The organism is Pantoea sp. JV6 (genome assembly GCF_025910055.1).
In the GTDB taxonomy this organism is placed as follows: Bacteria; Pseudomonadota; Gammaproteobacteria; order Enterobacterales; family Enterobacteriaceae; genus Pantoea; species Pantoea agglomerans.
The window spans coordinates 202,798-225,598 of sequence record NZ_JAPCIM010000012.1 but is presented as its reverse complement, the minus strand read 5'-3'; the positions used below and the strand labels follow the sequence as shown (position 1 = coordinate 225,598).

The window sequence follows — 22,801 nt, the reverse complement described above, 5'->3', positions numbered from 1 at the left end:
CGATCGCTTCCGTCCTTCAGGAGAGTGCATGTTTTATCCTATCGTCCGACCGGCGCTGTTTAAACTTGATCCCGAACGCGCACACGAACTCACTTTTCAGCAACTGCGTTTTATGAACGGCACCCCACTGGAGATGTTTTATCGCCAGAATCTGCCGTCGCGTCCGGTCACCTGTATGGGACTGACCTTTAAGAATGCCCTGGGCCTGGCGGCGGGTCTGGATAAGAACGCAGAGTGTATTGATGCGTTTGCGGCGATGGGCTTTGGCTTTGTTGAAGTCGGTACCGTCACGCCGCGCGCCCAGGCGGGGAACGATAAGCCACGCATGTTTCGTCTGGTGGAAGCGGGCGGAATTATCAATCGGATGGGGTTTAATAATCTGGGTGTTGATCACCTGGTTGAAAACGTGAAGAAAGCGCGCTTTAACGGCGTGCTGGGGATCAATATCGGTAAAAATAAAGATACGCCGGTCGAGCAGGGAAAAGATGATTATCTCATCTGCATGGAAAAGGTTTATGCCCACGCCGGTTATATCGCCATCAATATTTCCTCACCTAACACCCCAGGTTTACGTTCGCTGCAATATGGCGAGGCGCTGGATGATCTGCTTTCTTCCATCAAACAGAAACAAAAAGAGCTGGAACAGCGTCATCTGAAATATGTTCCGCTGGCCGTAAAAATTGCGCCCGATCTCTCTGAAGAAGAGTTAATTCAGGTCGCGGACAGTTTAATTCGTCATCAGATTGATGGCGTGATTGCCAGCAATACCACGCTCGATCGTTCACTGGTGAGCGGTCTTAAGCATGCTGAGGAAGCGGGTGGGTTAAGTGGACGGCCAGTGCAGTCGCGCAGCACGGCGGTGATACAGCGCCTCTCTCAGGAACTGCAGGGACGGTTGCCGATTATTGGCGTAGGCGGGATCGATTCTCTGACGGCAGCGCGTGAAAAAATCGCCGCCGGGGCAACACTGGTTCAGATTTATTCAGGCTTTATTTATCAGGGGCCAGGCTTAATTAAAGATATCGTCACCCATCTCTAAGACAATTCTCACAATCATTGGCCGGGGGGTTTATTTATCCCCTCGGCTCGTTTATATTTTGTCCTGTTGCACGCTTTTTCAGCTTTTCCTTATGTTTCTTTTTTCGCTGAATTCTGCGTGATGTTTGGCGCAGCGGTAAATACAGGGCACACGATGAAAATTAAACCCGATGATAACTGGCGTTGGTATTTTGACAGCAGCCACGACCGAATGATGCTCGACCTGGCAGACGGTATGCTTTTCCGTTCCCGTTATTCCCGCAAGATGCTCACGCCGGATGCCTTCACTGAATCGGGTTTTTGTGTCGATGACGCCGCCCTTTATTACACCTTTGAAGAGACCTGCCGTCAGTGCAAACTCAGTGGCAGCCATCGCGCCGAACTGGTGTTAAATGCGCTGGTCGCTGCACGCTTCCTCAAGCCACTGATGCCGAAAAGCTGGCATTTCGCCTCTTATGCCCCGGCAATGCAGCCCCGTCCCGGTGAAATGGTACAGGTTACGCTGGCAGACGAGGGAACGCAGGCACGACTGCTGGTGGTTGAGAGTGGCGATAACGCGGCACTCTGCCTGCTGGCGCAGCCGGGATTGACGCTGGCCGGAAAAAACATGGTGCTTGGCGATGCCATCAAGGTGATGAACGATCGCCTGCAGCCCCTGTATCAGGATGTCGCGCCGCGCTACGCCCGCGCAGTCTGACTACCTTAGTTCTACATCGCCAGCCGGAATACAGCTGCAGCTCAACAGCGTGCCGTCCTGACGCAGGGCGCTCTGTTTCAGCGCCTTAACCTCACCCGCGACCAGACTCAGCTTGCAACTGCCGCACAGTCCCGCCCGACAGGAGTAGGGGATCCGGAAGCCCTGCATCTCCAGCTGATCCAGTAATACCTGCTGATTATCCCCGGTGAACGTCTGACCCTGAAACGTGATAGTCACGGCATCAGGCGCCTGCTGCTTTGGTTTCAGTGTTTCGACCACTTCACCGGCACCATAGCTGCGCGGTGCATGACGTTTCAGAACAATCATCTCATCACCAGCGCGCACCACCCCACTGTTGCGCGCCACTAAGTTCAGACCGAAATCAATATCCCCGCTGCCATCCAGGGCGGTGCGGAACGTCTGCAGCGTGGCCAGCGGATGACCGGCAGGATGCTTAACGCCGGTTTCGGTGCTGACAGTGGTGAGCACGCAGCGACTGCATGGCTTAGGCACCTCGAATATCACGTCGCCAATCTGAATCTCCGCCCAGCTGTCTTCATCCCATGCGGCAGCGCCGCTGACGACCAGATTCGGACGAAACTGTTCGGCGCGGACGCTGGCCGGGCAGCGCTGTTGCAGATCATGCAGCGACGCGTTGTTGATCAGCAAAAACGGAAAGCCGTCGGCAAAGCTCAGCGGAATATGATTAAACGCTTTTACCCGGCGGCTGGGTTGTGGCCCGACCCAGCGCAACTGAACCTCACGCGGGAAGAACTGGCTCAGCCATTGGTTAATCGCATGCGGCGCTATGCGCGCGGTGAAATGATTTCCCCAGACTTCGGTGGGGTGATCCTGCCCATCGAAATCGCTGAAGCGGATCAGGGAGTGACTGCCATCCGGGGCCGTCAGCAGCAGGCCATCCGGTAAAATCGCGGGCGTGAAGCGCACCATCTCCGGGTGCTGACGCGCGGTAATAAAGGTGCCATCAGGTTCGGTCACCATAAACAGACGATCAAATGCCAGTCCGCTGTCAGTGACCAGCGCGTGTGACAGCGCTAATCCCCGCATCGACTTCACAGGATGAATAAATAAGCGGGAAAGCGTGATCATGGTGTTCTCCTTGAACCCGACGCGCAGCACAAAAGAAGCTAACTTTATGACATAGGTCTCCGATTCGCTATAATGCGCGACAATTTTCTCAAGAGTTAAAAAGTGACGATATGAATTCTCTGTTTGCCAGCACGGCGCGTGGGCTCGAAGAGCTGTTAAAAAGTGAGCTGGACGCGCTGGGCGCGCAGGATTTGCAAGTAGTGCAGGGAGGCGTTCACTACGAAGCCGACGATCGCACTATGTACCAAAGCCTGATGTGGAGTCGTTTAGCATCACGCATCCTGTTGCCGCTGGGAGAGTTTGGCGTCTACAGCGATTTGGATCTCTATCTGGGTGTGCAGAGCGTGGACTGGCCGACGATGTTCGGCAGCGACAAAACCTTTGTTGTGCATTTCAGCGGCACAAACGATTCGATTCGTAACAGCCAGTTTGGTGCGCTGAAAGTTAAAGATGCCATCGTGGACAGCTTTACCCGTCAGAACCTCGAACGACCTAACGTCGATCGTGAGCAGGCAGATATCCGTGTCAACGTCTGGCTGAATGACGATCGCGCCAGCATTGCGCTGGATCTCAGCGGCAGCTCGCTGCATCAGCGTGGTTATCGCCAGCAGACCGGTCAGGCGCCGTTAAAAGAGACCCTGGCGGCGGCCATCGTGCTGCGTTCTGGCTGGGAGCCGACGACACCGCTGATCGATCCGATGTGTGGTTCCGGTACGCTGCTGATTGAAGCCGCACTGATTGCCTGCGATCGTGCGCCTGGCCTGCTGCGCAAGCACTGGGGCTTCACCGCCTGGAGCCAGTTTAACGCTGCGTTGTGGCAGGAGGTTAAAACTGAGGCGCAGAACCGTGCCCGCACTGGTACGGCTGCCACTCAGGCGCGCTTCTTTGGCTACGACAATAATGGTCGGGTGCTGGAGTGGGCGCAGGCGAATGCCCGCCGCGCTGGCGTCTTTGAACTTTTCACCTTCGGCCAGCAGGATCTGCTGAAGCTGACTAATCCGGTCGATCCGGCGGTTCACGGTACGGTGCTGAGTAATCCTCCTTACGGTGAACGTCTGGAGAGCGAACCAGCCCTGATTGCGCTGCACAGCCAGCTCGGACGTCTGATGAAGCAGCATTTTGGCGGCTGGAACCTGTCGCTGTTCAGCGCCTCGCCTGAACTGCTGAGCTGCCTGCAACTGCGTGCGGATCGCCAGTTTAAAGCGAAGAACGGTCCGCTGGATTGCGTGCAGAAAAACTATAAGCTGGCGGTTAACAGTCATGAAAGCGCCGGACAGATTGCGGAAGATTACGCTAACCGCCTGCGTAAAAACGTGAAGAAACTGGAGAAGTGGGCGCGTCAGGAAGGCATTGAATGCTACCGTATTTATGATGCCGATCTGCCAGACTACAACGTTGCTGTCGATCGCTATGGCGACTGGGTGATTATCCAGGAGTACGCGCCACCAAAAACCATCGATCCTGATAAAGCGCGTCAGCGTCTGTTCGATGTCATCAGCGCGACGCTGAGCGTGCTGCAACTGCCTGCCGACCATCTGATTATGAAAACGCGTGAACGCCAGAAAGGCAAAGCGCAGTATCAGAAGCTCAGCGAGAAGGGCGACTATTTCGAAGTTAAAGAGTTTAATGCGCGTTTCTGGGTGAATCTGACCGACTATCTCGATACCGGCCTGTTCCTCGATCACCGCATTGCCCGTAAAATGCTGGGCCAGATGAGTCAGGGCAAAGATTTCCTGAACCTGTTTGCCTATACCGGTACCGCCAGTGTGCATGCCGGTCTGGGTGGCGCGCGTTCAACCACTACGGTAGATATGTCGCGTACCTATCTGGAGTGGGCGGAGCGCAACCTGCGTCTCAACGGACTGACCGGGCGTCAGCATCGTCTGATGCAGGCGGACTGCCTGAGCTGGCTGAATGAGAGTGACGAGAACTTTGACCTGATCTTTATCGATCCGCCAACGTTCTCCAACTCAAAACGTATGGAAGAGAGCTTCGACGTTCAGCGCGATCATATGATGCTGATGCGTAACCTGAAGCGCCTGCTGCGTCGCGGCGGCACCATCATGTTCTCCAATAACAAACGCGGTTTCAAAATGGACATGGATGGCCTGAAATCACTGGGCCTGCAGGCGCAGGATATTACCCAGAAAACGCAGTCGCAGGACTTCGCGCGTAACCGTCAAATTCACAACTGCTGGCTGATCACTCACGCCGGTAAGGAATAAGCTTACATGTCATTAATCAGTATCCACGGCGCTTATCTCTCCTTCAGCGATGCGCCGCTGTTAGACAATACCGAACTGCACATCGAAGAGAACGAACGCGTCTGTCTGGTGGGCCGTAACGGTGCGGGTAAATCCACGCTGATGAAAATCATCAATGGCGAACAGCCACTGGATGATGGCCGCATTATTTATGAAACCGATCTGGTCGTGGCGCGTCTGCAACAGGATCCGCCGCGCAATATTACCGGTTCGGTGTATGACTTCGTGGCCGAGGGCGTTGAAGAGCAGGCTGAGCATCTGAAAGCCTATCACGCCATTTCCCATGTGGTGATGGAAGATCCCAGCGATAAAAACCTCAATGAGATGGCGCGTCTGCAGAGCATTCTCGACCACCAGAATCTGTGGCAGCTGGAGAGCCGCATCCATGACGTGCTGGAGCAGATTGGTCTGCAGCCCGATACCGAGCTGTCGTCGCTCTCGGGCGGCTGGCTGCGTAAAGCGGCACTGGGCCGTGCGCTGGTGAGTAACCCGCGCGTCCTGATGCTGGATGAGCCAACCAACCACCTCGATATCGAAACCATCGACTGGCTGGAAACGTTCCTGAAGAACTTCACCGGCAGCATCATCTTTATTTCCCATGACCGTTCGTTTATCCGCAACATGGCGACGCGCATTGTCGATCTGGACCGTGGCAAGCTGGTCTCCTGGCCAGGCAACTACGATCTCTATCTGGAAGGCAAAGAGGAAGCGTTGCGCGTTGAAGAGATGCAGAACGCCGAATTCGACCGCAAACTGGCGCAGGAAGAGGTGTGGATCCGTCAGGGCATCAAAGCTCGTCGTACCCGCAACGAAGGCCGTGTGCGTGCGCTGAAAGCGCTGCGTCGTGAACATTCAGAACGCCGCGAAGTGATGGGCAAAGCCAACATGCAGGTGGGCGAAGCGTCCCGTTCCGGCAAGATTGTCTTTGAGCTGGAAAATGTCGACTACGCGGTCGATGGCAAAGTGCTGGTGAAGGACTTCTCAACCCAGGTGCAGCGTGGCGACAAAATTGCGCTGATCGGACCAAATGGCTGCGGGAAAACTACCTTACTACGCCTGATGCTGCAGCAGCTGAAAGCTGACCATGGTCGTGTGCATTCCGGCACCAAGCTGGAAGTAGCCTACTTTGACCAGCATCGCGCTGAACTGGATCCGGATCGCACCGTGATGGACAACCTGGCCGAAGGCAAGCAGGAAGTACTGGTCAACGGCAAACCGCGCCACGTACTGGGCTATCTGCAGGACTTCCTGTTTCATCCAAAACGTGCCATGACGCCGGTGCGTGCCCTTTCGGGCGGTGAACGTAACCGTCTGCTGCTGGCGCGCCTGTTCCTGCGTCCCAGCAACCTGATGATTCTGGATGAACCGACTAACGACCTCGACGTCGAAACGCTGGAACTGCTGGAAGAGCTGATTGATGGTTATCAGGGCACCGTGTTACTGGTGAGCCACGATCGTCAGTTCGTCGATAATACCGTTACCGAGTGCTGGATTTTTGAAGGCAACGGTGAGATTGGTACCTTTGTTGGCGGTTATCACGATGCTCAGCAGCAGCGCGCCGCCTACCGGCAGCACAAGGCAGCAGCACCGGCGAAAGCGACGGGCAACGCCTCTAAGCCTGCAGCCGAGAAGGGTGATGCGAAGCGTAGCGTGAATAAACTCAGCTACAATCTGGCGCGTGAGCTGGAACAGCTGCCGCAAAAACTGGAGCAGCTGGAAGCGCGTATCGGAGAGCTGCAGGCGAAGATGAGTCATCCCGACTTCTTCAGCCAGGCACACGATCAGACGCAACCGGTGCTGGATAATCTGGCTCAGACTGAGCAGGAGCTGGAAACCGCTTTTGCGCGCTGGGAAGAGCTAGAGTCACTGAAAAACGGCGCGTAGGGCAGGGTTACCGGATGTGTTCAGCAGTGAAAAGTAACGCGTGGATGCTTTGTCCACAATGCGATTTAATGATTAAGCTGCCGGACATTCCCGTTGGCAGCCGTGCGTCATGCCCGCGCTGCCACACCTCCCTGACGGCCAACTGGCACGAACCGCGTAAACGGCCAACGGGCTATGCGCTGGCAGCGCTGTTTATGCTGCTGCTGGCGAATCTGTTTCCTTTTGTCTCAATGAAGGTGGCAGGGCTGACCAGCCAGATCACGCTGGCGCAGATACCTCAGGTGATGGTGACGGAAGATTACAGCAGTCTGGCGACGCTGTTCCTTCTCTTCGTGCAGGCGGTTCCGGCCTTCTGCATGATCACCATTATCCTGCTGGTCAATCGGGTCCCGTTGCCGACTGGACTCAAAACTGGTCTGGCACGTATTCTGTTTCAGCTACGTAACTGGGGCATGGCAGAAATCTTTATGGCGGGCGTGCTGGTCAGTTTCGTCAAGCTGATGGCCTATGGCGAGATCGGCCTTGAGACCAGTTTCTGGCCGTGGGTTCTGTTCTGTCTGCTGCAGTTGCGGGCCTTTCAGTGCGTTGATCGACGTGGCTTGTGGGACAGTCTGTCACCCCGGCCTGCGCTGCCCCATCCGCCCGAAGTGGGCATCAGTGGTTTAGAGCAGGGTCTGCGCTCCTGTCCCTGCTGTACGGCCATTCTGCCGGAAGCAGAGCATAAGTGTCCCCGCTGCGGCGTCACGGCCGAGGCACGGCGTAAGCACAGCCTGCAGTGGACGCTGGCGCTGTTGTTCACCTCAATACTGCTTTATATCCCGGCCAACCTGTTGCCGATCATGGTGACGGAAACCCTCGGCACTGCCTATCCCTCCAATATCATGGCGGGGGTGATTGTGCTGTGGGGTGATGGCTCCTATCCGGTGGCGCTGGTGATCTTTATCGCCAGTATCATGGTGCCTACGCTGAAAATGCTGGCGATTGGCTGGCTTTGCTGGGATGCCAGCGGACGCGGACAGCGTGACAGCCACAGGATGCACAAAATTTATGAAGTGGTCGAATTTGTTGGCCGCTGGTCAATGATCGACGTGTTTGTTATTGCCGTGCTCTCTGCGCTGGTGCGCATGGGGCAATTAATGAATGTTTATCCCGCGTGGGGGGCAGTATTGTTTGCAATGGTGGTGATTATCACCATGATTGCTGCCATGACCTTTGACCCGCGATTAACCTGGGATCGTGTACGCGAAAACAATATGAAGGAGTCGCGCCTTGACGGAAACTAATCACGGCCATGCAAAGGTGGAACAGATTAAGCGCTGGTCGCCGGTCTGGATTGTCCCCATCGTTACGCTGTTAATCGGCGGATGGATCCTCTTTTATCACTTCAGCCATCAGGGGCCGGAAGTCACCCTCATCACCGAAAACGCCGAAGGCATTGTTGCGGGTAAAACCACGATTAAAAGCCGCAGTGTGGATGTCGGTGTGGTGGAAAGCGCGGTGTTAAGCGACGATCTCCACCATGTGGAAATCAAAGCGCGCCTGAATTCAGGCATGGAAAAACTGCTGCACAGTGACAGCGTTTTCTGGGTGGTGAAACCGCAGGTGGGTCGCGAAGGGATCAGCGGTCTCGGCACTCTGTTATCCGGTGCCTATATCGAATTACAGCCGGGCACTAAAAGCCAGGCACCCGAGCAGTTTAAGCTGCTGGACGCGCCGCCGTTAGCGCCACCGGATGCCAAAGGGATTCGCATCGTGCTGGACAGCAAGAAAGCGGGTCAGCTCAATCCGGGGGATCCGGTCCTGTTCCGCGGCTATCGCGTCGGTACGGTCGAGACCAGTGTTTTCGATACCGAAAAACGCATGATGACCTATCAGCTGTTCGTGGCTGCGCCTTACGATCGCCTGATTACAACCAACGTGCGCTTCTGGAAGGACAGCGGTATCGCCGTGGATATGTCCGCTTCAGGAATGCGGGTGGAAATGGGATCGCTGACCACGCTGTTCAGCGGCGGCGTCAGTTTTGACGTGCCGGATGGCTGGGAGCTGGGTCAGCCTGCGCAGAATAAGTCTGACTATCATCTGTTTGACGATCAGCGCAGCATTCAGGACTCGCTCTACACCAACCATATTGATTACCTGATGTTCTTCACCGACTCCATCCGTGGTCTGCAGGCGGGGGCGCCGGTTGAGTTCCGCGGCATTCGCCTGGGTACCGTCTCAGAAGCGCCATTGATGAAAGCCGGTCTGGACCAGGCGCTGAACAATGATTACCGCGTGCCGGTGCTGATTCGCATTGAGCCGGATCGCTTTATCAGCCGACTGGGTGAGAACTTCGATCTGCAGCAGCATCTGCAGGATGGCAAAAAACGTGGCCTGCGTGCGACGCTGAAAACCGGTAGCCTGTTGTCGGGTGCGCTCTATGTCGATCTCGACTTCTATGACAATGCACCGCCTTACAAAGGTCCGCAGAAAGTCTCTGGCTATGAAGTTATCCCAACAGTTAGCGGTGGCCTGAGCCAGATTCAGCAGAAGCTGATGGCGGCGCTGGATAAGATTAACAGTCTGCCACTGAACGGTATGGTCAATGAAGCGACAGGCACGCTGAAAGAGAGCCAGAAAACGATGCGTGATCTGCAGCGCACCATCGACAACATCAACAAAGTCACCGCCAGTCCGGCTATGAAAACCCTGCCGGAAGACCTGCAGCAGACATTGCGCGAGCTGAACCGCAGCATGAAAGGCCTGCAGCCAGGTTCACCAGCCTACAGCAAGCTGGTGGGGGATATGCAGCGCCTGGATAAGGTTCTGCGTGAACTCCAGCCGGTGTTAAGAACGCTTAACACCAAGAGCAATGCGCTGGTATTTGAGGCAAAACCGGGACAGGATCCCCAGCCGAAGAGGGCGAAACAGTGAATAAAGGATTGATACTTTGTGCCGCGCTGGTGTTGAGTGCGTGCAGTAGCAGCGTTGACAATACCTGGTATCAGCTGCCCTCCGGGGCGGCTTCCATGCAGGTCAGCAGCAGCCAGCTGAATGAAGCGCAACCGATGTTATGGGTGCAGCAGGTGACGGTGCCGGACTATCTGGCAGGCAACGGACTGGTTTATCAGACCAGCGATGTCAAATACGTTATCGCCGCGAATAATCTCTGGGCCAGCCCGCTCGATCAGCAGTTGCAGCAGACATTGATCACTAACCTGAGCAAGGCGCTGCCAGGCCGGCTGGTCGCAGGTTCACCTTTAGGCGCGCAGCACGATACGCTGAATGTGACCGTGACAGGCTTTCAGGGACGCTATGATGGCAAAGCAGTCGTCAGTGGCGAATGGACGCTGGAACATCAGGGCCGGCTGACCAAGCAGGCGTTTAACCTGGTACTGCCGCAGACCGAAGATGGCTACGATGCGATGGTCAGAACGCTGGCGGCGGGCTGGCAACAGACAGCACAGAAGATTGCCAATAGTGTGGTTGCGTTAAATTAAGATTGATGTGAATAAATAAGCTAAGCCCCGGACCGATTGTCGTGCTTTTTCGACAAGGGTCAGGGGCTTTTTTATTAGCTTAATCAGAAAGATAGTGTTGTCGCATGCATCACAGAACGTCATTATTTTTACCGATTAAGGTCACATTTATGACACTGGCATGAAGATTGGGCATTGATCTTTGGGTGCGCAGGAGGTAGAACATAAGGGTGGTTGAACATTAATTCACCACTTTTCTTTCCACCAGATTCCACAGACCTTACATGAGGGACACGGAGTATGAAGAGACAGAAACGAGACCGCCTCGAACGCGCCCATTCACGTGGTTATCAGGCAGGCATTACTGGACGCTCAAAAGAGATGTGTCCGTATCAGTTGATTGACGCTAAGTCTCACTGGTTGGGAGGTTGGCGACAAGCCATGGAGGACAGGTCGGTAGCTGCATAACCGGATGTCACTGAAAAGGGAATATAACCTCCGCCATGCGCGGAGGTTTTTGTTTCCGGGGGAAACACTTAGAAAGCGGCGGTATCTTTAAACAGGCCGACTTTAAGATCGCTGGCGGTATAGATCAGATTACCGTCAACCAGCACTTCACCATCTGCCACACCCATAACCAGTTTGCGGTTAATAACGCGTTTGAAGTGAATGCGGTAAGTCACTTTCTTCGCATCTGGCAGGACCTGACCGGTGAATTTCACTTCACCCACGCCCAGCGCACGACCTTTACCTTCGCCGCCCAGCCAGCCCAGATAGAAACCAACCAGCTGCCACATGGCATCAAGGCCCAGACAACCCGGCATCACCGGATCGCCAATAAAGTGACAGCCGAAGAACCAGAGATCAGGATTGATATCCAGCTCCGCTTCAACAAAGCCTTTGTCATATTTGCCGCCGTCTTCGGTCATTTTGACCACGCGGTCCATCATCAGCATGTTGCCGGATGGAAGCGGCGGACCATTTTCGCCAAACAGTTCACCACGACCTGACAGAATCAGATCTTCTTTGGTATAGGATTCGCGTTTATCTACCATGTTTTCAATAAGCCTTGTTTTAGTGAATCACGAATATTAGCGAACAGTTGTACGCTGAGCAAATCGGATTAACGGTGGTTGAACCAGTTAAGCCAGCGCAGCGCCCAGGGACGTTGCGGACCGTCCGGCTGGTTGAACAGGCTAATGCGTTCCTGGATGGTATTCAGCAGGCAATCGCCCAGGCCATCCTCGGTACTCCAGATTTTACCGGTCAGCAGCGGTAGCGCTTCATCGGCACGGTCAATTGCCCAGATATGGAAATGACCCTGTTCAACCGCACTGACAACCGCCTGGCTGAGGCTGAGATGACGGACATTGCTGGCGGGAATAATCACGCCCTGCTGACCTGTCAGTTCTCGCTGATGGCAGATATCAAAGAAGCCTTCGATTTTCTCATTCAGTCCGCCCACCGGTTGTACGTTGCCGAACTGATCAACCGAGCCGGTCACCGCAATTTGCTGATTGATGGGCTGATTAGCCAGTGCGCTGATTAAGGCACAGAGTTCAGCCAGTGAAGCACTGTCACCATCCACCTCGGAGTAAGATTGCTCAAAGACCATTGAGGCCGAGAAGGGCAGTTGCTGATCGAGTTCCAGCTCGGCAATCAGGTAAGCCTGCATAATCATCATGCCTTTGGCATGAATATTACCGCCCAGCTCCGCTTTGCGCTCGATATCCATGAATTCGCCATCGCCGGGATGTACCACGCAGGTAATACGCGAGGGATCGCCCCAGGCACGGGGATGGCCAGGATATTCAACGACCGACAGGCCATTAATCTGACCAACCACTTCGCCTTCTGTTTCAATCAGAATCTGTCGCAGCAGGATCTCGTCACGCATCCGCTCATTGAGATAATTCTCGCGCCACAAACGCGCTTCCAGCGCATCACGCAGCGCTTCAGCGTTCAGTTCATCGCCCATCAGGGCCGATTCGCGCATCTGGCGTTGTAGCCAGCGGGGGCAGAGTGGCAGCGTTTCCTGATCGCCGCTGTAGCGGACGCCTTCTTTAATCAGTTCTGGCCAGAAGTCCGCTTCCGGCTGGGGCAGACCCGCCTGTTGCGCCAGTTCGATGTTCCAGCGACACCAGGCAAGCATGTCATCTTCATCCAGAATCTGAATATTCTCTTCAAATTCAGTATAGATGGCCATTTCGTGAGCTTCGGGATCCAGCTCCTGAAATTCTGCCAGCGCTTCCCGATCGCCACACAGGACCAGTTTCAGATTGAGGGGCAAGGGAGGAATAGAGACTGGCAGCGGCCGGCGCTCATCCTGAGATGTCCACTCAACATAGCCCTGCTCAACACACTTTTTCAGGCGCAACCAGAGAATCGGCTGCGTCATCAGGCTACGCAGGGAAAGCAGCAGCGTGCCGCCATTAGCACGATGGATCAGGCCCGGTTCCAGCTGGATGCGATCTTTATACTGGCGCACGCAGCCAAACAATTGCTCCATCTCAGTCCATTCAGCAAAGTGAATACCACCCTGACTGGTGAATGGGCGTTGAGGATCGGAGGGGGGCTGGAGCGTGACGTTGTCGGCCATGATATGGTAATCACCGCCGAATAGAGTGGTACTGTCGGCCATAACCCGCTCTGCGGCCTGGGCAATGAATGTCAGATAATCGCGATTCTCCTGGCTACGAACCAGCAGTAACGGGAAACCCTGCGTCTGATGGTGTAAATGCGCCAGTGCATTCAGCAACCGGGGCTGTACCGTTGCCAGAGCATCAGTTTCTTCATCAGCAATTCGGGAGAAAACGGATTGGTATTGCGCGCTATCTGGCTGTAAGGTCTGCCACGTAAGTTGAGTGCTGGTCAAAATAATCGCATTTGTCTGTTTTAAGAAAAGCGAGATTATACAGGATTCACCCTTGTTAAGCACTGCAGACTTCCTGTTGAAGATGTGATGGTGACAGCATGTTTTTCGTTGCTGCATCCGGGAAAAAAGCTGTTATTCTTAGTTCGTTACGTGATCACGATGAGATTCCGATGAAATACCAGCAACTCGAAAATCTTGAATGTGGATGGAAGTGGAAATACCTGGTGAAAAAACATCGGGAAGGTGAACTGATCACGCGTCACCTTGAGTTAAGCGCGGCGCAGGCAGCAGTGGATAAGCTGCTGGCAATGGAAAATAATCCGGTTACAGTGAATGAATGGATCGCAGAACATATTCACGCTGATCTGGATAACCGACTGAAGCAGACCATCCGTGCCCGACGAAAACGCCATTTCAACGCTGAACATCAGCATACGCGAAAAAAATCGATAGACCTGGAGTATCTGGTCTGGCAGCGACTGGCAGGTCTGGCACAGCGGCGCTGCTGCACGCTCTCTGAAACGATTGTTCAGCTGATAGAAGATGCAGAACGTAAAGAGAAATATGCCACTCAGATGTCGAGCCTGAAGCAGGATTTGCAGGCGATTCTGGGTAACTCCGGTTCAGAGAGCGAATAAACGGGCAGGGCAATCAGAGCCTTCATCTCTCAGTCCGGTTTTATTACCGGCATAAAAAAACCCCGCCTTAGCGGGGTTTTTTATTACGTATAAACTTAAGCCTGTGGCTGGGTTACAACGTCTTTGATACCTTTAACGTCGATTTCTACACGACGGTCCGGCGCCAGGCAGTCGATCAGGGCATTACGGCCTTTCACGCTGTCACAGGTGTTGCCGGTAACTGGGTTAGATTCACCCATGCCACGTGCAGAGATCTTGTTAGAAGGAATACCTTTAGATACCAGGTAATCTACGACTGACTGAGCACGTTTCTCAGACAGTTTCTGGTTGTACTGCTCTGAACCGATGCGATCGGTGAAGCCCAGTACGACAACGGAACCATCTTTAGGATCCATTGAGCTCAGCTGGCTGTACAGCTGATCCAGAGCCTGCTGGCCTTCTGGCTTCAGGGTAGATTTGTTAAAGGTGAACAGAACGTCAGACTTCAGAGTGAAACGCTTGGTTTCAACAACTGGAGCTGGTGCTGGAGCCGGAGCTGGCGCCGGAGCAGCGACGTCATCCTGACCGAAGCGGTATGAAACGCCTACGCTCAGCATGCCATTGTCTGGACGAGTACCAACGGTCTGTGCATCACCGATGTTGTTAACCCACTGGTAATCCAGACGGGTAGCCCAGTTTTTGGTCAGCGCATATTCAACACCAACAGCAGCCAGCGGAGATACGCCGGTGTCGTGGTCGCTGATGCGGCCAGTAGTTGGGTTAGTCTGCGTTGAGTCTGCACGCCATACCATGCCGCCCAGACGAGTATACACGTCCAGATCGTCATAGATTGGGTAGCTCAGTTTAGCAGCCAGCTGAACGCCCTGTGCTTTGAATGCGCCGTTAGTCACGTTGCCTTTGTTAGGCATGCGACCCAGCCAGTCATAGCCCAGCTCGAAGCCCAGGTATGGATTTGCCTGGTAACCAACGAATGCACCTGCACCCAGCTGGCTTTCATGAGTTGGACCGTCATTGTTTTCGTAACCGTTACCGTAGTAACCAGTGTCGTGATACTGAGACCAGCCCAGTTTAGCACCGGTGTACCAGGTGTCATCTTTCGGAGCGGCCTGCGCTACGGTAGCGAAGCCAGCCAGTGCCACTGCAATTGCGATAGCTGTCTTTTTCATTTTGCGCCTCGTTATCATCCAAATAGGCAATGAGCAAAAAGGTTGCTCTTGGTTTAAATCCTTCGCCGGGTCAAAACGCTCGCTTATGACTCTACCGCAAAAAACGGAGGTTATTGAGCACCCTGGCGAGCTAAAGTCTACAACGAGATTGGAAACTTACAAGTATGATGTGAGGCGCTTATGTAAAAAAACAGCGATTTATACACAATTTCTAACAATTAGGCTGGTCTTATTGCCGCGGCAAAGAGCCCTAAAAACTTGCTAAACCATTGTCAACGCTCGAACTAACAGAATCAGTGGTTTAGCTGCGACAGATAAGAAAAATAGCTTGGGAAACTTCTGATTTTTACTTAATGAAACAAATCCGACTGAATTTTTATCGCAGTTTGCGGTCTGAGAGGCGCTTCTGATGTCCCGCTTGCACGCAAAATCAATCCCAGCGCTTCACCCTCTGCCGCCGCATTTTCAAGTTGACGTCGTTCATCTTCGTCAAGATCGTAAGGAATCCATGCCAGAACGACACTGTAATTTCCTGTACGCAATGCTTTAACCATCGCTTCAACCGCATTCAGACGTTCAGAATCGGCGATATGCATACTTTTATCCAGTGGTAATCCTGATTCCTGCAGCCAGGTGCGATTCAGTTTATATGCCGGTGTTAACCACAACTGCCAGCGCGATTGCTGACTCAGCTGCTGCAATAAAGGCAACAGCAACATCTGCATCATACCGGGCTGTTCGCTGTAGCGTAACTCAGTAATTCCACCGCCCTGAGAGGCCGGAACGGAAGAGGACGCATAATGATGAGCATAGCGTGAATTATTAGGATGTTGTGTTCGCATAAGTTAATCACCAGCAGTGGACTGTATGAATATACAGTACTGTCATCCTGGATAAAGATCAACCCAAATTTCTGAAAACGCCTCGCAAAATCGCGACAAGATTAGTTGAAACGCTATTTATTCATTGAACCCGTTGACGCTTTTTTTTATCTTCTAATTACCTGATACCCAAGGTAATTTACGATATATTTCTTACATGGAGGTGGTGCAATGAAAAAGGTGAATCCGGTTGTAGAGCGCTCCAGAGCGCGCCTGGCCCCATTAGGAACAATAGAGTCGCGCACCCAGTTCGGAGGCTATGCCCTGGCTGTAGAAAGTGTGGTTTTTGCCTTAATTAATAAAGATGAACTCTATCTGCGTGCCAGTGAACCTCTGCGGGAATACCTTACAGATCGTCCGCTGCAACCCCTGATTTTTCGCAAGCGGGGCAAGCTGGTGAGTCTCAATTACTTTCGGGTCGATGAGGCGTTGTGGCGCGACCCTGACCATCTGCTGGCGCTCTCTGCTGCCTCTTTAGAAACGGCGCAGCTGGAGTTGCAGGACCGACAATCCTCACCGCGGTTAAAAGATCTGCCAAATCTCAGCGTACGTATGGAGATGATGCTGTACGAGGCGGGCGTCATGAGCGTCAATCATCTCTACCAGATGGGGGCTAAACAGTGCTGGCTGAAGCTTAAAGCGATCAACCAGCACGTTGGGTTCCAGACATTACTTGCGCTGCAGGGGGCCATCACGGGCCACCATGCCGCCGCGCTGCCGCAGGCGACACGGGCGGAGCTGAATGCGTGGTTCCAGCGCACGCTTTTATCAAACCCCAATCTCAGAAACGGCGAAGGCTAATCAGTGATTAGCGTGCGGCGCAGGCGAGCCACATCGGGCATTAATGCCACCAGCAGACCGAGTTGCTGGAGCACCAGCGGCGCACGCGTATCCGCATCTGCGGCCAGCTGGCTGATTCGCTGAGCCAGTTGATGGCGCATCGTTTCTACGTGCTCATCGCTGACAACTTCCGTCTGCAGCACATCCTCCACATAGCAAACCGTATCATCCAGCAATGTCAGCAGTTCGGGTGCGGTAATTTTATCGCGGTGAGCGCCCAGCGCAGAAATGTAACTCAGAAACGAATGGTTGGAGCAAAGCAGCTGAAAAGCCGAATCGCGCAGCTTCTGGCTGGTGCGACTTTCACTGCTCATGTTTGAGACCACTGACGCCAGTTCAGCATCCGCGTTATGCGCATCACGCCGTGCAATGCGATAGGCGAGACGGTTATCTTTGCCCTGATGATATTGCTCCATGATCGCGTCCAGATAGCGGCAATTCGCTTTCAGCGTTCGTTCTGCCACGGCAGGTAACTGACGAAAGCGCCAGTCAGGCCAGATAAACGCGACAGCCAGCCAGGCCAGCCCACAGCCCAGTAGGGTATCCACTACCCGCGGCAGGGCAACTTCAAACCCTTCACCCAGCAGGTTAAAGCAGAGCAGCACCAGCAGAGTGATAAACAGCGTGGCCTGTGCATACTGCACCTGCCTGAAAGCGAAGAACAGTACGCCCGTGATCACTATCAGGATTAACTGACCTTCAATCGAAGGCACCAGCCATAAAACGGGCAGACCAATCGCAATCCCCGCCAGCGTTCCGCCGATGCGCAAGGCCAGTCGTCGCTGCGTTGCATTGTAGTTGGGCTGGCAGACAAACAGACTGGTCAGCAAAATCCAGTATCCCCGCTCCAGCCCGGTTACCTGAATAAAACCATATCCAATACAGAGCACCACAGACATGCGAACCGCATGCCGGAACAGCGCCGATGCGGGAGAGAGATGGCGGCTGAAGCGCAGCCGGATATCACTCCAGCCACTCAATCCTTCGCGTGACAGCAGATTGTCACTGTGCTGAGGATCTTCACCGGCCAGCGTCTGTTCTGATTCGATCGAAGCAAGCTGTGCGTCGATGGCGCGCAGGTTGCGCAGCAGCCAGAAAAGAGCACGGGTATGCGTAGCGTCGGGATCATGCTGCTCCAGACGTTCTATCGCTTTCTGTAATCGTTCAAATGCACGCTCAAAACGGCTGTCATGCACCCACCTTTGACGCATCAGAATGCAATGTGCCAGCTGGCGACAGGCCTGAGCCTGCATATTCAGCAGGCGCTGAAAGCGAAACAGAATTTCGTTGTAGCGCCAGTCGCCGCGCAGCAGATGATATTGCAGATGGGAAGAGCTGGCCCGTTCATGAATATCCTGCGCCACAAAGTAGTAATGCAGACTACGGCGGGTGCCGCGCGACCCGCGATCGCCGCGCAGACGACTCTGCAGTGTGGTCTTGGTCAGATTAAGTTGCGCCACTAACTGGCTGTTGACCATCGCCGCATCGATAAACGCGGCATCATCCTGATCGCCCGCGTCGGGATCGAAAAGATTCGCTTTGGCATCAAGGTAACGCGCCAGTTGTGAAAAACTTCCGGCCAGTTGCTCCTGCACCGGCCGGACCGGAAACATCAGATGGCCCAGTAATGTCAGCAGGTTGTACCACAACGCGCCGACCAGCAGCAGCATCGGCTGCATATACCACTGGCTGAACAGTCCGATGCCGAGCATGGTATAGACCGCAATCAGCAGAGCACCAAAGGCGATAGTCGCGTAGCGCTGGCCAAGGGCGCCCAGCAGAATAAAGCCCCAGGTCGAGATTGCCAGCCCGATAATAAAGGCGAATGGATAGGGAAACAGTAACTCGACTGAAACCGAGGCGATGCAGAAGCAGAGCAGGGTAATCAGCAGATTCTTCAGGCGACCGGCCAGGCGATCATCGAGATCGGCCAGCGCAGCAGCGACCACTCCCAGGGTCAGAGGGATCGTCCACTCAATCTGATGCAGCCACCAGGGAATGGCGGCGCAGCCACTCAGTGCAAACAGGATCCGCAGCAGATAGCGCCACGTACTGTTAAACAGATATTTGCGCCAGCCTGGCACGGCATCCGACATCATATTAATAGCGGCGGGCATTGGCTTCGCGCGCGGCGCGCGCCTCTTCCACTGATACCACCCTGCGGCCAACCGGCCAGAGCGCGATAGCGGCGATCTTAAAGTTCGCAATCCCTACCGGAATACCGATGATACTGATGCACTGCACAATCCCCACGGAGATGTGCGAAAGGCAGAGCCACCAGCCAAAGAAAATCAGCCAGAAGATATTCAGAAAGGTGCCGCCGGTATTCAGAATATGACTCTTACTTTCCGGACGCAGCACATCAACATGCACCGCCTCGTTGCCAAATGGCAGCAGCGAGAGTTTGGTGATTTCCCAGCAGGAGCGGGTCAGCGGCAGGGTAAAAATCAGCACGATGCTGATTAACGTGGCAAACAGCCAGCTCAGGGTGGTGAAAAAACCGCCCAGAACAAAATTAAGAATATTTAAAACGGTGCGCATGATCTTCTTTTCCTTTTGCATTCCGCAAGATGTGACGCCAAGTTTAGCCTGTTTTAAGGCTGGAGCGCTAAGGGTCTGACAGGTAAACTCCCCCTAATCCTATTCTCTGACGTTGGTGTCGGCGTGGAACTGAAAGCAACCTCGATGGGCAAACGGCTTGCCCAGCATCCTTATAATCGTGTCCGTTTGATGGCGGCAGGCGTCGAAGTCAGCGGCGATAAGCATGAGTATCTGATCCCCTTTAACCAGTTACTGGATATCGCCTGCAAGCGCGGGCTGGTGTGGGGCGAGCTGGAGTTTTTGCTGGCCGATGAAAAAGTGGTCCGCCTGCATGGCACGGAATGGCAGGAAACGCAGCGCTTTCACCACTATCTGCTGCAGGCCTGGCAGAGCTGGAGTCTGGAGATGAGCGCAGTGTGCCGCGAGGTGCTGCAGGCGCTACGCGACGAAATCGAGGCGTTTGGCGCGCAGGATCGCTGGCTGAACCGCCACGAGTTGCAGGCGCTGAAAACCAACATCCTCAAACAGTTCGATGCATTGCCGATGCCGCTCTCCCGCTTAAAAGATTTTGCTGACTGCCGGGATAACTGGCAATTCTGTCAGCGCTGGCTGGAGCAGGGTGAAACGGCGTTGCGGCAGCGAAACCGCGACTGGACGGCCGCCATGCTCACCCGCTATCAGGATTTCTTTGCCAGCGTCGAGAGCACGCCACTCAATCAGTCGCAATGTGAGGCGGTGGTTAATGGCGAGAATTCTCTGCTGGTACTGGCAGGCGCGGGCAGCGGTAAAACCTCGGTGCTGGTGGCTCGTGCAGGCTGGTTAATGCAGCGCAAGCTGGCCAGCGCCGATCAAATCCTGTTACTGGCATTTGGCCGCCAGGCGGCTGAAGAGATGAACGTACGTATCCAGTCGCGGCTCTCCGCCGCTGACATCCAGGCGCGGACCTTCCATTCTCTGGCACTGCATATTATTCGTGAAGGCAGTAATAAGCAGCCGGTTATCAGCAAACTTGAGAGTGATGCCGATGCGCGTCGCACGCTGCTGATCCAGCAGTGGCGGCAGCAGTGCCATGAGAAGAAGGCGCAGGCAAACGGCTGGCGTCAGTGGCTGCGTGATGAACTGGAGTGGGAGTTACCCGAGGGGCCATTCTGGGAGGACGACCGGCTGGCAAACCGGCTGGCGTCACGGCTGGAGCGCTGGCTCGGTCTGATGCGCATGCATGGCGGTGCGCAGGCAGCGATGATCGCCGACGTACCCGAAGAGATCCGGGATCTCTTCAGTAAGCGCATCAAACTGATGGCACCGTTGATGAAAGCGTGGAAGAGCGCATTAAAAGAGGAGGGCGCGGTCGATTTCTCGGGTCTGATTCACCAGGCGATTGCCATTCTGGAAAAAGGACGGTTTATCAGTCCGTGGAAACACATTCTGGTGGATGAATTCCAGGATATCTCGCCTCAGCGTGCCGCGTTGCTGAGCGCATTACGCCAGCAGAATAAGCGTACTGCACTGTTTGCCGTTGGCGATGACTGGCAGGCCATCTACCGCTTTAGTGGGGCGGAGATGACGCTGACGACGGCATTCCATCACTATTTTGGTGAAGGAGACCGCTGCGTACTGGACACAACCTACCGTTTCAACGACCGCATCGGCGACATTGCCAACCGGTTTATACAACAGAATCCGCAGCAGCTGGCAAAACCGCTGAACAGCGTCACCAAAGGCAATAAAAAGTCGATTTCGCTGCTGGCGCAGGATCAGCTGGAAGCCTTGCTGAACAAACTCAGCGGTTACGCGAAGCCTGATGAGCGAATTCTGCTGCTGGCGCGTTATCACTATCTGCGGCCGGATTTACTGGATAAAGCCAGAACCCGCTGGCCAAAGCTCAATCTGGAATTTATGACGATTCATGCCAGCAAAGGTCAGCAGGCGGATTACGTCATTTTGCTGGGATTACAGCAGGGTAAAGAGGGCTTCCCGGCAGAGGCGCGCGAATCGATTATTGAACAGGGCTTATTACCGCAGCCAGAAGCGTTCCCTGATGCAGAAGAGCGCCGTCTGGCCTATGTGGCACTGACGCGCGCGCGTCAGCAGGTTTTTCTGATGTTCGATAAGGCAGCGCCGTCACCGTTTGTCGATCACTTCCGCGAGCTGGGTGTGCCGGTGCTGCGTAAAGCCTGAGTTACTTCAGACGATCGGCCAGATAGCGCTGATAGTCGGGGATCATAATCTCTACACTTTGCGCAAACAGTGGCGACTGAATGATAAAGTCAGCCGTGGAGCGGTTAGTGGCTACCGGGATATTCCATACGGTAGCCAGACGCAGCAGCGCTTTGACATCCGGATCGTGCGGCACTGCGTTGAGTGGATCCCAGAAAAAAATCAGTGCATCGATCTTTCCTTCCGAAATCAGCGCACCCACCTGCTGATCGCCGCCCATCGGGCCGCTCAGCATGGCTGTCACATTCAGGCCCGTATCGCGATTGATCAGATTCCCGGTAGTGCCGGTAGCATAGAGGATGTGCGATTCCAGCGCGGGCTGGTTTTGTTTCACCCAGTCAAGCAGGGCAGCTTTGCAGTGGTCGTGGGCGACCAGCGCGATATGTTTTGTGGTGCCGAGGGTACGAACAGTCTGTTCCATAAAGGCGTCCTGGTAAGGCCCATGCGCAAGAAGAGAGAGCATGAGTGTACCTCTGGCCTTTCGACTCTATCAACTCGTACGTAGCATTTTGACCAGCGTCAGAAGCTGCTGACGCGTGGCTTCATCGAAGCGGTGAAACCAGCGGTGCAGCGAGGGCAGTTCGGCCTGAGTAGTCCAGTCCAGATCGGCGGTAAGCCGGACGGAAGAGGGCGTTGCAGAAGGGGTATTTGCAAACCGCGGCACAGAGGCAATCTGGCGGGTGCGATTATAATTCAGCATCGCTTTTTCCATATCTGCGGATGTAGTGACCGGCAGGTGGTCGCGCACGCTGGTAATCTCCATGCCTTTTTCATCCACCAGCTGAAAGTTCAGGCTGCGGTCAAAATGATAACGCTCGCGTTTTGTCTCCAGCGCAGGCAACTGAATGGTAATGGTTTTGGCAACCGCGGTGAACGTGACGATCATCGGTACCGACTGATAAGCGATGACGTTCTCATTCTGACCTTTGCGCTGCTGCTCTACCCGAAACAGAAACTGATGCTGACCGCGGTCCAGCTCCAGGCTGTCTGCGCCTTTGAGGAGGGAGCCTGAAATTTTTCGACCATCCAGCACCAGCAAATCGATCTGAGGATCGAGCTTTAATGTGATGGCAGAACAGGACGCCGAAACGAGGAGGGTAATTAACCCCGTTACAGCCAGCGACAGCTTCATTTCAACTCCGGTAACTCAAGACACAAAGGATGGTGTGTAGCAAATTCTTACATTATGGCA

The 22,801-nt window shown here is 54.4% G+C and carries 20 protein-coding genes; 11 read left to right on the top strand and 9 right to left on the bottom strand.

What is annotated here, in order from left to right; translation table 11 throughout:
* The first annotated feature begins 28 nt into the window (after positions 1-28).
* Complete coding sequence (gene pyrD, locus OK412_RS11380; RefSeq protein ID WP_010255000.1) at positions 29-1,039, top strand: quinone-dependent dihydroorotate dehydrogenase; 1,011 nt, start codon at positions 29-31, stop codon at positions 1,037-1,039.
* A gap of 153 nt (positions 1,040-1,192) precedes the next feature.
* Positions 1,193-1,735 carry a cell division protein ZapC gene (locus OK412_RS11375; RefSeq protein ID WP_010669778.1) on the top strand — a complete coding sequence of 181 codons (543 nt, stop codon included), beginning with the start codon at positions 1,193-1,195 and terminating at the stop codon, positions 1,733-1,735.
* Here the strand turns inward: OK412_RS11375 and OK412_RS11370 are convergent, their stop codons facing one another.
* The gene (locus tag OK412_RS11370; protein ID WP_264353178.1) at positions 1,736-2,845 is read right to left on the bottom strand and encodes a YcbX family protein; all 1,110 of its coding nucleotides are present in this window, start codon (positions 2,843-2,845) and stop codon (positions 1,736-1,738) included.
* A 110-nt stretch (positions 2,846-2,955) separates the two neighbouring features.
* On the opposite strand from OK412_RS11370, the gene rlmKL reads away from it, so the two are divergent.
* The 6 genes from rlmKL (at position 2,956) to rmf (ending at position 10,919) form a co-directional block, all read left to right on the top strand.
* Positions 2,956-5,070: a bifunctional 23S rRNA (guanine(2069)-N(7))-methyltransferase RlmK/23S rRNA (guanine(2445)-N(2))-methyltransferase RlmL gene (gene rlmKL, locus OK412_RS11365; protein ID WP_264353177.1), complete on the top strand. Its 2,115-nt coding sequence runs from the start codon at positions 2,956-2,958 to the stop codon at positions 5,068-5,070.
* A gap of 6 nt (positions 5,071-5,076) precedes the next feature.
* Positions 5,077-6,993, top strand: a complete 1,917-nt coding sequence (locus OK412_RS11360; protein WP_031592840.1) for an ABC transporter ATP-binding protein — start codon at positions 5,077-5,079, stop codon at positions 6,991-6,993.
* A 14-nt stretch (positions 6,994-7,007) separates the two neighbouring features.
* Positions 7,008-8,276 carry a membrane integrity-associated transporter subunit PqiA gene (gene pqiA / locus OK412_RS11355; protein ID WP_010669781.1) on the top strand — a complete coding sequence of 423 codons (1,269 nt, stop codon included), beginning with the start codon at positions 7,008-7,010 and terminating at the stop codon, positions 8,274-8,276.
* A complete protein-coding gene (pqiB, locus tag OK412_RS11350) occupies positions 8,263-9,906 on the top strand; it encodes an intermembrane transport protein PqiB (protein WP_061704146.1) in 1,644 nt (547 codons plus the stop codon). Before pqiA ends, pqiB begins: the two co-directional genes overlap by 14 nt.
* Positions 9,903-10,472, top strand: a complete 570-nt coding sequence (gene pqiC, locus OK412_RS11345) for a membrane integrity-associated transporter subunit PqiC (RefSeq protein ID WP_022625928.1) — start codon at positions 9,903-9,905, stop codon at positions 10,470-10,472. The genes pqiB and pqiC overlap by 4 nt, the downstream gene beginning before the upstream one ends.
* A gap of 279 nt (positions 10,473-10,751) precedes the next feature.
* Entirely contained in the window at positions 10,752-10,919 is a 168-nt protein-coding gene (gene rmf / locus OK412_RS11340) for a ribosome modulation factor (RefSeq protein WP_008925875.1), read from the top strand.
* Positions 10,920-10,987: 68 nt separating this feature from the next.
* Here rmf and fabA read toward each other — a convergent pair whose 3' ends face one another.
* Complete coding sequence (gene fabA / locus OK412_RS11335) at positions 10,988-11,506, bottom strand: bifunctional 3-hydroxydecanoyl-ACP dehydratase/trans-2-decenoyl-ACP isomerase (protein WP_009091047.1); 519 nt, start codon at positions 11,504-11,506, stop codon at positions 10,988-10,990.
* Between the two features lie 68 nt (positions 11,507-11,574).
* Positions 11,575-13,443 (bottom strand): AAA family ATPase, encoded by a 1,869-nt coding sequence (locus OK412_RS11330; RefSeq protein ID WP_187492711.1) that lies wholly within the window; start codon positions 13,441-13,443, stop codon positions 11,575-11,577.
* A gap of 53 nt (positions 13,444-13,496) precedes the next feature.
* Here OK412_RS11330 and matP point away from each other — a divergent pair, with 53 nt between their 5' ends.
* A complete protein-coding gene (matP, locus tag OK412_RS11325; RefSeq protein WP_264353176.1) occupies positions 13,497-13,964 on the top strand; it encodes a macrodomain Ter protein MatP in 468 nt (155 codons plus the stop codon).
* A gap of 95 nt (positions 13,965-14,059) precedes the next feature.
* On the opposite strand, the gene ompA is transcribed toward matP, so the two are convergent.
* Together ompA and sulA are read right to left on the bottom strand one after the other, a co-directional pair.
* Positions 14,060-15,130 carry a porin OmpA gene (ompA, locus tag OK412_RS11320; RefSeq protein WP_010255028.1) on the bottom strand — a complete coding sequence of 357 codons (1,071 nt, stop codon included), beginning with the start codon at positions 15,128-15,130 and terminating at the stop codon, positions 14,060-14,062.
* Positions 15,131-15,480: 350 nt separating this feature from the next.
* Positions 15,481-15,972, bottom strand: coding sequence for an SOS-induced cell division inhibitor SulA (sulA, locus tag OK412_RS11315; RefSeq protein WP_010255031.1), 492 nt, complete (start codon positions 15,970-15,972; stop codon positions 15,481-15,483).
* A 210-nt stretch (positions 15,973-16,182) separates the two neighbouring features.
* Here sulA and OK412_RS11310 point away from each other — a divergent pair, with 210 nt between their 5' ends.
* Positions 16,183-16,812: a TfoX/Sxy family DNA transformation protein gene (locus OK412_RS11310; protein WP_010669784.1), complete on the top strand. Its 630-nt coding sequence runs from the start codon at positions 16,183-16,185 to the stop codon at positions 16,810-16,812.
* Here OK412_RS11310 and yccS read toward each other — a convergent pair.
* Together yccS and OK412_RS11300 are read right to left on the bottom strand one after the other, a co-directional pair.
* The gene (yccS, locus tag OK412_RS11305; RefSeq protein WP_031592830.1) at positions 16,809-18,968 is read right to left on the bottom strand and encodes a YccS family putative transporter; all 2,160 of its coding nucleotides are present in this window, start codon (positions 18,966-18,968) and stop codon (positions 16,809-16,811) included. The two genes, OK412_RS11310 and yccS, sit on opposite strands and share 4 nt — an antisense overlap.
* On the bottom strand, positions 18,952-19,392 hold the full coding sequence (locus tag OK412_RS11300) for a YccF domain-containing protein (RefSeq protein WP_010669786.1): 441 nt from the start codon (positions 19,390-19,392) through the stop codon (positions 18,952-18,954). The genes yccS and OK412_RS11300 overlap by 17 nt, the downstream gene beginning before the upstream one ends.
* A gap of 123 nt (positions 19,393-19,515) precedes the next feature.
* Between OK412_RS11300 and helD the strand changes: the two genes are divergently transcribed.
* Positions 19,516-21,570: a DNA helicase IV gene (helD, locus tag OK412_RS11295; RefSeq protein WP_187508142.1), complete on the top strand. Its 2,055-nt coding sequence runs from the start codon at positions 19,516-19,518 to the stop codon at positions 21,568-21,570.
* 1 nt (position 21,571) lies between these two features.
* Here the strand turns inward: helD and mgsA are convergent, their stop codons facing one another.
* Positions 21,572-22,030, bottom strand: a complete 459-nt coding sequence (mgsA, locus tag OK412_RS11290) for a methylglyoxal synthase (protein WP_010246657.1) — start codon at positions 22,028-22,030, stop codon at positions 21,572-21,574.
* Between the two features lie 69 nt (positions 22,031-22,099).
* Complete coding sequence (locus tag OK412_RS11285) at positions 22,100-22,741, bottom strand: DUF2057 family protein (RefSeq protein WP_010246655.1); 642 nt, start codon at positions 22,739-22,741, stop codon at positions 22,100-22,102.
* Positions 22,742-22,801 lie beyond the last annotated feature (60 nt).